The 8516-nt window shown below is 47.6% G+C and carries 6 protein-coding genes; 5 read left to right on the top strand and 1 reads right to left on the bottom strand.

From position 1 onward, the window contains the following. Positions 1-108: 108 nt before the first annotated feature. Positions 109-1704 (bottom strand): malate synthase A, encoded by a 1596-nt coding sequence (gene aceB / locus V7P87_RS16650; RefSeq protein WP_333798437.1) that lies wholly within the window; start codon positions 1702-1704, stop codon positions 109-111. 271 nt (positions 1705-1975) lie between these two features. Here aceB and V7P87_RS16645 point away from each other — a divergent pair, with 271 nt between their 5' ends. From V7P87_RS16645 to V7P87_RS16625, 5 genes are all read left to right on the top strand, one after another. Next, positions 1976-2596: a DUF2726 domain-containing protein gene (locus V7P87_RS16645; protein WP_333798436.1), complete on the top strand. Its 621-nt coding sequence runs from the start codon at positions 1976-1978 to the stop codon at positions 2594-2596. A gap of 185 nt (positions 2597-2781) precedes the next feature. Beyond that, positions 2782-2976 carry a hypothetical protein gene (locus V7P87_RS16640; RefSeq protein ID WP_260658451.1) on the top strand — a complete coding sequence of 65 codons (195 nt, stop codon included), beginning with the start codon at positions 2782-2784 and terminating at the stop codon, positions 2974-2976. A 106-nt stretch (positions 2977-3082) separates the two neighbouring features. Continuing rightward, the gene (locus V7P87_RS16635; RefSeq protein WP_333798435.1) at positions 3083-3796 is read left to right on the top strand and encodes an SIMPL domain-containing protein; all 714 of its coding nucleotides are present in this window, start codon (positions 3083-3085) and stop codon (positions 3794-3796) included. Between the two features lie 143 nt (positions 3797-3939). Continuing rightward, positions 3940-5766 (top strand): PAS domain S-box protein, encoded by a 1827-nt coding sequence (locus tag V7P87_RS16630; RefSeq protein ID WP_333798434.1) that lies wholly within the window; start codon positions 3940-3942, stop codon positions 5764-5766. Next, positions 5766-8174, top strand: coding sequence for a two-component system response regulator (locus V7P87_RS16625; protein WP_333798433.1), 2409 nt, complete (start codon positions 5766-5768; stop codon positions 8172-8174). Before V7P87_RS16630 ends, V7P87_RS16625 begins: the two co-directional genes overlap by 1 nt. Positions 8175-8516 lie beyond the last annotated feature (342 nt).

The following is an 8516-nucleotide window of genomic DNA, read 5'->3' as shown; positions in this document are numbered from 1 at the left end:
ATCAGCCACTGGATCGGTCAACCGATCTGAAATTTTCTTATCTGATCGGCATTAGGGCTTAAGCCCCGTTTTTATTTTAAATCAGTTGGTTAGCCTTTAATAAGCTGTTCACTGCAGTAGCTCATAAGCCGGTAAAGTTAAAAAGTCGACCAACTCGTCAGCCGTGGTAATACTGAGCAGCAAGGCAGCGGCTTTTTCAAAATTCTGTGAAGCCCAGACTTCATCGCCCACTTCAGCTTTGACCACCAGCGCTTCTTCTTCCAGCATCTGGCTGAATAAGGCTTTATCAATCAGCTTACCGTTGGATAAGGTTTTGCCGTGTTTGATCCATTGCCAGATAGAGGTGCGGGAAATTTCCGCAGTGGCCGCATCTTCCATCAAACCATAAATAGGCACACAACCTTTGCCGCTGATCCAGGCGGCAATATACTGCAAAGCCACACGGATATTAGTGCGCATCCCGGCTTCGGTACGCTCCCCTTCAGAAGGTTGTAATAAATCTGCCTGAGTCACAGACGCATCCTGTTCACGCAGCACATGCAGCTGATTGGGCTTATCACCCAGTTTGGCGTTAAAGACGCTATTTGCGGTAGCAGCAAGGCCAGGGTGGGCTACCCAGGTACCGTCGTGGCCGTTATTGGCTTCCAGTGTTTTGTCAGCGGTAACTTTGGCCAGAATAGCCTCATTTTGCGCTGCATCTTTGGCCGGAATAAAAGCCGCCATACCGCCCATCGCCAAAGCGCCACGGCGGTGACAGGTTTTAATCAGTAACCTTGAATAAGCACTTAAAAACGGCTGGTTCATCGTCACCACCTGACGGTCTGGCAACACTCTGTCTGGGTGATTCTTTAACGTTTTGATATAACTGAAAATATAGTCCCAACGCCCGCAGTTCAGCGCCACTATATGGTCTTTGAGGCTATATAAAATTTCATCCATTTCAAACACAGCAGGCAAAGTTTCAATCAGTACAGTAGCGCGGATGGTGCCAACAGGCTGGTTAAAACGCTGCTCGGTAAAACGAAACACATCGTCCCACCATTTGGCTTCCTGATGGCTCTGCAGTTTTGGCAGGTAATAATACACACCTGAACCTTTGGCCAGACGCTGCTGATAATTATGGAAAAAATACAACGCAAAGTCGGTCAACGAGCCCGGAATTTGTTCACCATCCAGCCACAAGTGCCGCTCCCACAGATGCAAACCACGCACCCGCGCTATCAGCAAAGCCGGGTTATCTCTGAGTGCATATTGTTTACCTGATGCCGGATCTTCATAACTGATAGTGCCAAGGTTGGCGTCTTTCAGGTTAATTTGCCCTTCAATCACCCCGCTCCAGCTTGGCGCCTGTGAGTCTTCAAAATCCGCCATAAAGACTTTTACGTCAGCATTTAAGGCGTTGATAATCATTTTGCGATCAACAGGGCCGGTAATTTCTACTCTTCTGTCCTGTAAATCGGCCGGAATAGCCGCCACTTTCCAGTCGCCGGCACGGATATGGGCGGTGTCAGTAAGAAAATCCGGTAAAGCGCCGTTGTCATAACGCGCCTGTACCTGCTGGCGTGTCGCCAACAAGGTTTTCAACTGTGGCCTGAAAGCGCGTACCAAGTCCACCAGAAAAGCGCAGGCTTCTTCCGTCAGAATAGCGTCGTAGGCAGGCTGCATAGCCCCACGGATCGATAAATGAGCGCGTTCAATAGTCATGCTGTTGGTCCTTATGCTGGTGCTGCTTTGTGCCTTTTGGCTGTCAAAGCATAAAACGATAGCTTACTTAGTGTCAGGTACTATAGGCCGAATATAAGTCAAAAGGGTTTATCACTGCCATTAATGACAACAATGCCTGATATCATTTTAAAAAATGATAATTAGAGCAAAAACACTAATACTGTGGCACAACTTCTGCACAGTCAGGACGGAGAAACACCGAGATCAACCGATCCCTGTGCTGAGAGTCAAAATTTTGTCAGAGGTCATTATGGAATTTATTATCCTGTTACTGGTGCTGTTAGCTGTGATTGCCGCATTGGTCGTTAATCGTCTGATCCATCATGGCAACCCCTTCCCTTTTACCAAAAAATCGCAGTTATTTACCCAGGTAGAACGTTCTTTTCTGACGCTGCTGGAAAAAGCCGTCGGTGATAAATACAAAATTATTAACAGAGTGAAACTGGCCGACATTCTGGAATTAAAAAGTAATGCCGACAGCAAAACCCGCCGCGCCGCTTTGTTAAAACTCAATGCCAAATATCTGGATTATGTATTGTGTGACAGCGAAGATATGAGCATTGTTGCTGTGGTTGATCTGGTCAATAACAGCAGCAAAGACGGTCATAAAGCCATTCCGGATTGGTTTGTCAGCGGCGCTTTAGAAGCTTCAGGCATTCCTTATGTCCGGATGAAAATTAAAGCCGGTTACACAGTGGCAGACATTCAGCAAGGGCTGGCAGCTAAACTTGGCAAATTACCAGCGACGCCTGAGCCGTTAATTAAAGGCACAGTGAAAAAAGGTCCAACCCGCCCCGTGAGGCCGTTAACACCTGTATTGTCTCCTTCTCAATTAAAAAACAGTGGTACTGCGCTGGTGCAATTGTCCTGAAGTTCGACTTGTGCTTTTAAAAACCCTGCAACTGCGGGGTTTTTTATTGGCCAATCACAATACCGCGCCTGATTACAACTAAATACAGAAGAAAAACAGTAACTTCTGCCATACTGAAAAAATAATAGTTCAGCTTTTGGCACAAATGGCCGATAACAATATGATGTATTGGCATGGGAGGTTCTATGACTGAAGGCATCGGTGGCGCGGCATTAAGCCAAAGCTACGAGTTACTGGGCGTCGCTCTGGCGAAATCCCAGCAAGAACAGGAAGGGAAGATGACCTTGCAGTTGCTGCAAAGTGCCATCAGTTCTGCACCGACGGCACCTGCACCTTCTGCAGTTGGCAATCTGGGGCAGAATATTAACCTTCATGTCTAACCGCAAAAGCTCAGATCATCCGATCTGAGCTTTTTTATTGCAGTTCATCTGTAATTCACCTACAACCCCCAGAATAAGCCGATTTTTGACCCGCATGGAGCTTCTGATGAATACAAACTCACGTAATGCCTGGATTTTAGGTGTCTTTTTCTCCCTTGGTACTATCGCCGGAGCTTACACTCTTGGCCAGCAACTGATGTCCATCAAAGCGCTGGAGCGTACAGTGCAGGTCAAAGGCCTGTCTGAACGCGACATTGCCGCCGACACAGTGATCTGGCCCATCAAGTTTAATGATGTAGGCAACGAGCTGACCGCTCTGGTGGCCAGTGTTGAAAAGAAAAATGAGCAGGTTATCGCATTTTTAAAGTTGCATGGTTTTACCGATGACGAGATTTCGGTATCAGTGCCGGCTTTTGTTGACCGTCAGGCCGGTTATAACGATGGCAATCCCAACCAGCCACGTTTTACCGCCACCTCTATTGTCACCGTATACAGTACTAATGTAGATATGGCGCATGGTGCCATGCAAAAACTGCTGGAACTGAGCAAAAACGGCATTGCTATTGCCGGCCAGGACTACGACAGTAAAGCTGAATTTTTATTTACTGGTTTAAATAGTGTTAAACCTCAGATGATTGAAGAAGCCACCCGTAATGCCCGTGAAGTGGCGGAAAAGTTTGCCGCCGATTCCAACAGCAGAGTTGGTAAAATTAAACAGGCCAATCAGGGCCAGTTTAGTATCAGTGACAGAGACAGCAGCACACCACACATCAAAAAAGTTCGGGTGGTGGCCACTGTTGATTATTACCTCGCTGACTAACAGCTGGTAGGTCACAAAGCATGGTCAGGCACTGTGCCTGACCTCGCCTGGTGAAGATCCTTTTCTGCGACTTTGAGTTTCCCCAATTTATAAACTAGGGTTTAAACCAGCACTGTTGTTAACAGGATGGAACCGGCGTGATGATGGCTGAGAAGGAACTGAGTGCACTCAAAGCACAAGCCTACGATTTACTGTTACCTCATATTCCAACTGGCGTTGCTTTACTTGACGCTGAGTTACGTTATTTATCAATCAATCAAACACTGGCCGATTTTAACGGCCACAGTATTGACGAACATCTGGGTCAGACGGTATGGCAAATGTTGCCGCAGCTGGCACCTGACATAGCGCCAGTGATCCAGCAGGTGCTGCAAACCGGTATAGCCCGGCTCGATTTTGCCGTATCTGCGCCCACACCCGCAGTCCCCGAGCAAAACAGCGATTGGCTCTGCAGTTATTTTCCGGTGGCAAGACCAGATGGAAGCATAGGGGCAGTGGCTGTGCTGGCACAAAATCAAACCTTAGTGCGCCAGCTTGAACGCAGTCAGCAGCAAAGCCAGCAACGGCTGCGCAAAGTATTGGACAGCTTAGTTGCCTTTGTTGGCATTCTGACGCCGGACGGCACTTTGATTGATGCCAACAAGCCACCACTGCAAGCCGCCGGCATAAAGCTCGAAGACGTGGTGCAGCAAAAAGTCTGGGATACCTTCTGGTTTGAACATTCAGAAACTGAACGGCAACGTATGAAAGATGCAGTCAAAGCCGCCAATGAAGGCAAGACCAGCCGTTTTGATATCACCGCCAAAATGAAAGACCAGATCATGGTGCTGGATTTTATGCTGGTACCTATGTATGAGGATGACGGTAAACTCAGTTATCTGATCCCCTCTTCGATTGATATCTCAGCCCGCACCCAAAGTGAAGCAGAACTACGGGAGAGTGAATTACGCTTTCGCCGGGTATTTGACAGCGCCGCCGATGGCCTGATTTGTGTAGACCAGCATGGTTGTATCACCATGTTAAATCCCCGGGCTTTGGAAATGTTTGGTTATCAGGCTGAAGAGCTGATTGGCCAGCCTATTGAAATTCTGGTGCCCAAAGAACTAACAGAACGTCACCACCAACACCGTCATCATTATCTGCAAAAACCTAGCTCCAGACGGATGTCCGAACGGACCGAACTCTATGCCAAACGCAAAGACAACTCTTTGTTTCCGGTGGAAATTGGCCTGACCCATCTGAATATGACAGGCGATGCCAGAGTGCTGGCCACAGTCACAGATATCACAGCACAAAAGGCTGCCCAGCAAAAACTACAGTTTATTGTTGATGAAAAAAGCCAGCTGCTGAATGAACGCACCACCCTACTCAATGAAGTACACCACAGAGTTAAAAACAACCTGCAGATCATTTCCAGCTTGCTGAATCTGCAAGCCAGAGGCGCTATGCCTGAGTTAAAGCAGGCATTAACCGAAAGCCAGCTCAGAGTGCGCACTATGGCGCTCACCCACCAACTGCTGTATGAAAAACGGGATTTTTCCTCTATTGCACTCGGCTCATATTTGCAGCAGTTATGCCAGCTGGTGCGGCAAAGTCTCAGTCAGCATTGCCAGATCATGTTCGATTTTTCCGCTGTGGATCAACAACTGGTACTGGAACTGGAGCAAGCCATCCCCTGTGGTCTATTCGTGAACGAAGTGCTGACCAATGCGATTAAGCATGCGTTTCCCGGACGGCAAACCGGCCTGATCCGGCTCGAGCTGTCCCTGTTGGAAGACGGGCACATCCATCTGGCCATTGTCGATGACGGCGTAGGACTTGGTGACAAAGCAGAGCTTGGAAAAGGCAGTTCGCTGGGCTTTCAATTGATCCCAACTTTTATTGCCCAGCTGCGTGGCGAGCTGCAACTACAACGCTCACCGGGTACAGGCTTCAGAGTACGCTTTTTACCAGTGACGGAGAAATTGTGATGAACCGTAATATTCTAATTGTTGAAGATGAGCACATAGTTGCGCTGGATCTGAAAATGTCGCTGGAAGATTTAGGCCACACTGTTGTGGCTACACTGGCTTATGGCGAAGAAGTGCTGGCTACTGCCAATAAGTTAAAACCGGATCTGGTACTGATGGATATTCAGCTGGCCGGCAATATGCGAGGCACTGAAGCCGCCAGGTTATTGCACAACGAAATGCAGCTGCCGGTGATATTTTTGTCCGCTTTTTGTGATAACAATATTCTGGAACATGCTGAACAAAGTTTGCCTTATGGTTATTTAATCAAACCTTATGATCGCAAAGAGCTGGATGCGTCCATTCGGATGGCGCTGTGCCGTCATCAGGCAGATCAACAGGTCAGACGCTCTGAACTGCGTTTACAAATGGCAATGCAGGCAGCACAGCTTGGTTTATGGGAGCTGGACGAAACCGAAAACACCCTGCTTAGCTGTGGCATAGTGAATGACTTGCTATCTAATCCACCCGAAGTGATTTGTGACGGTTTAGAGCACCTGTTGCAACTGTTTCACCCTAGTGAACACCAACGCCTGCAACAACTGTTTAACCGTGACCGCGATATCAATGTGGTGATGCGCTTAGCCGGTGTGCAACCGCGCTGGATTGAGCTTTTTGCCCGCCATTTTCAACAGGGCAATCAAACCTTGTTAGTCGGGGTAATGCGGGATGTAACTGAACAGCAGCAGTCGGAACATCAGTTAAGGCAGGCTCATGCTGTCTTTCAAACCACAGCTGAAGGTATCCTTATTCTCGATCAAAATTTTAACGTGTTATCCGCAAATCCGGCTTTCTCCACTATTACCGGTTATCGTAGCGCTGATGTATTAGGCCAACACCCCGAGACGTTTTTGTATCCGGAAAATCACCATTCACCTGTGACGGCCAAACTGTCTGAACTCAAAGCAAGTCACTGGAGTGGTGAGGTGCTTTGCCTACGGAAAGACCAAAGCAGTTTTCCGGCATGGCAGCATATCTGCAAAGTAAAAAGTCCACAGCCAGGCAGTGCCACCAGTCATTATGTGCTGACCTTTTCAAATATCTCGGCATTACGCCGTGCTGAAGAAAACCTGGCAAAACTGGCATTTCACGACCACCTGACCGGCCTTGGCAACAGGGCTAAACTGGAAAAAACCCTGAAAATTGAAGTAGAACGCGCTACCCGTAATAAAAGCATGTTGGGTGTGATGTACTTGGATCTGGACGGCTTTAAGCTAGTTAACGACACACTAGGTCACAGCACCGGCGATCGGATGCTGCAGGTGATTGCCCAGCGCATCAGCGAATTGACCCGAGCCGGCGACACCGCCATCCGGGTAGGCGGTGATGAGTTTGTCATTATTACCCCTGATGCCAGTAATCCTGCTTTTTATCACAGAGTTGCGGAAAAACTGCTGCGTAAAATTAATGAAGAAATCGAACTTGATAACAGCCAGGTGCAGGTTTCCTGCAGCATCGGCATCGCTTGTTTTCCGGAAGATGCCAGTAGTTATGACGAGTTATTAAAGTGTGCAGATTTAGCCATGTTTGCCGCAAAGGAAAGTGGCCGCAATCGTTATTCATTTTTTAATGTCACGATGGCGGATAAAACTCAAGAGCGGGTTTTTATCGAAAAAGAGCTCAAAACTGCACTGCTGAAAAACAGCGGTCTGATGTTGTATTACCAGCCTATTATCGACCTGCAACAGAAACAATTTTGTGGTGTTGAAGCACTTATCCGCTGGTTTCATCCTGATTACGGCATGATTTCCACAGAAAAATTTATTGGTATTGCTGAACACAGCAGCCTGATCGTGGAAGTTGGAGCCTGGGTTATCGACCAGGTCTGTAAAGACATGGCGGCCTTACAACAACTGACGCCTCATTTAAAGGTGTCATTAAACTTATCAGTCCGGCAACTGGAAGACGAACAACTGATAGAGCGGGTAACTCAGGCAGTCAGGCAGTATCAGGTAAATCCTGCGTTGTTGCAGTTTGAAATTACCGAAACCGCTTTACAGGATTTGGAAGGTAAAGTAGCTGTATTACAAGCGCTTAGAGATCAGGGCGCCACTATAGCTATCGACGACTTTGGCACCGGCTTTTCATCTTTAAGCCGGTTAAAAAATCTGCCAATCAATTGTGTCAAAATAGACCGCTCTTTTGTGATGACTATTCCACATCAAAGTAATGATATTGAAATCACCAGAGCCGTCTGCGCTTTATGTCAGGCGCTACAGTTAAAAGTTGTGGCTGAAGGGGTCGAAACCTGGGAACAACAACAGTTTTTACAAAGCCTAAACTGTGATTATGCACAGGGTTATTTGTTTGCCAAGCCAATGCCGATAAGTGACTTAGTAAAATGGCGCAACAACTTTCGCTTTGATTAACGCATCTTCGACCAGTCAAAACCAAGTATATCTTGGGAGCCTTAATGCCCTTCGCAGAGCTCGGGCAATAGTCCGCTAGGATGCCATAAAGCACTAAATCCGCTGGAGCGGATTTGGACGGCGCAGCCGGTCCGAAGGACATTTTACAGGACGTAAAATGCAAAAAGACCCAGTCGTTAGACTGGGCCTTTTTGGCTTTATTGGGAGCCTTGATATCCCTCGCAGAGCTCGGGATTGCTCAGCCAGCGCAACGCAAAACTGTTTGCGTTGCCGGGAAGCTGTCTTCGCTGTACTACTCTCTAAGTAATCCACAGCCAGAATCGCAGTAAATAAAAAAGCCCC

This window comes from Rheinheimera sp. (genome assembly GCF_036782235.1).
Lineage (GTDB): Bacteria > Pseudomonadota > Gammaproteobacteria > Enterobacterales > Alteromonadaceae > Pararheinheimera.
The sequence above is the reverse complement of the archived record's forward strand: the minus strand, read 5'-3'. Positions and strand labels throughout refer to the sequence as shown.

Bases quoted from the DNA above. Each gene is read 5' to 3' on its own strand.
- aceB (WP_333798437.1), bottom strand. From the start codon at position 1,704: ATGACTATTGAACGCGCTCATTTATCGATCCGTGGGGCTATGCAGCCT.
- V7P87_RS16645 (WP_333798436.1), top strand. From the start codon at position 1,976: ATGGAATTTATTATCCTGTTACTGGTGCTGTTAGCTGTGATTGCCGCA.
- V7P87_RS16640 (WP_260658451.1), top strand. From the start codon at position 2,782: ATGACTGAAGGCATCGGTGGCGCGGCATTAAGCCAAAGCTACGAGTTA.
- V7P87_RS16635 (WP_333798435.1), top strand. From the start codon at position 3,083: ATGAATACAAACTCACGTAATGCCTGGATTTTAGGTGTCTTTTTCTCC.
- V7P87_RS16630 (WP_333798434.1), top strand. From the start codon at position 3,940: ATGGCTGAGAAGGAACTGAGTGCACTCAAAGCACAAGCCTACGATTTA.
- V7P87_RS16625 (WP_333798433.1), top strand. From the start codon at position 5,766: ATGAACCGTAATATTCTAATTGTTGAAGATGAGCACATAGTTGCGCTG.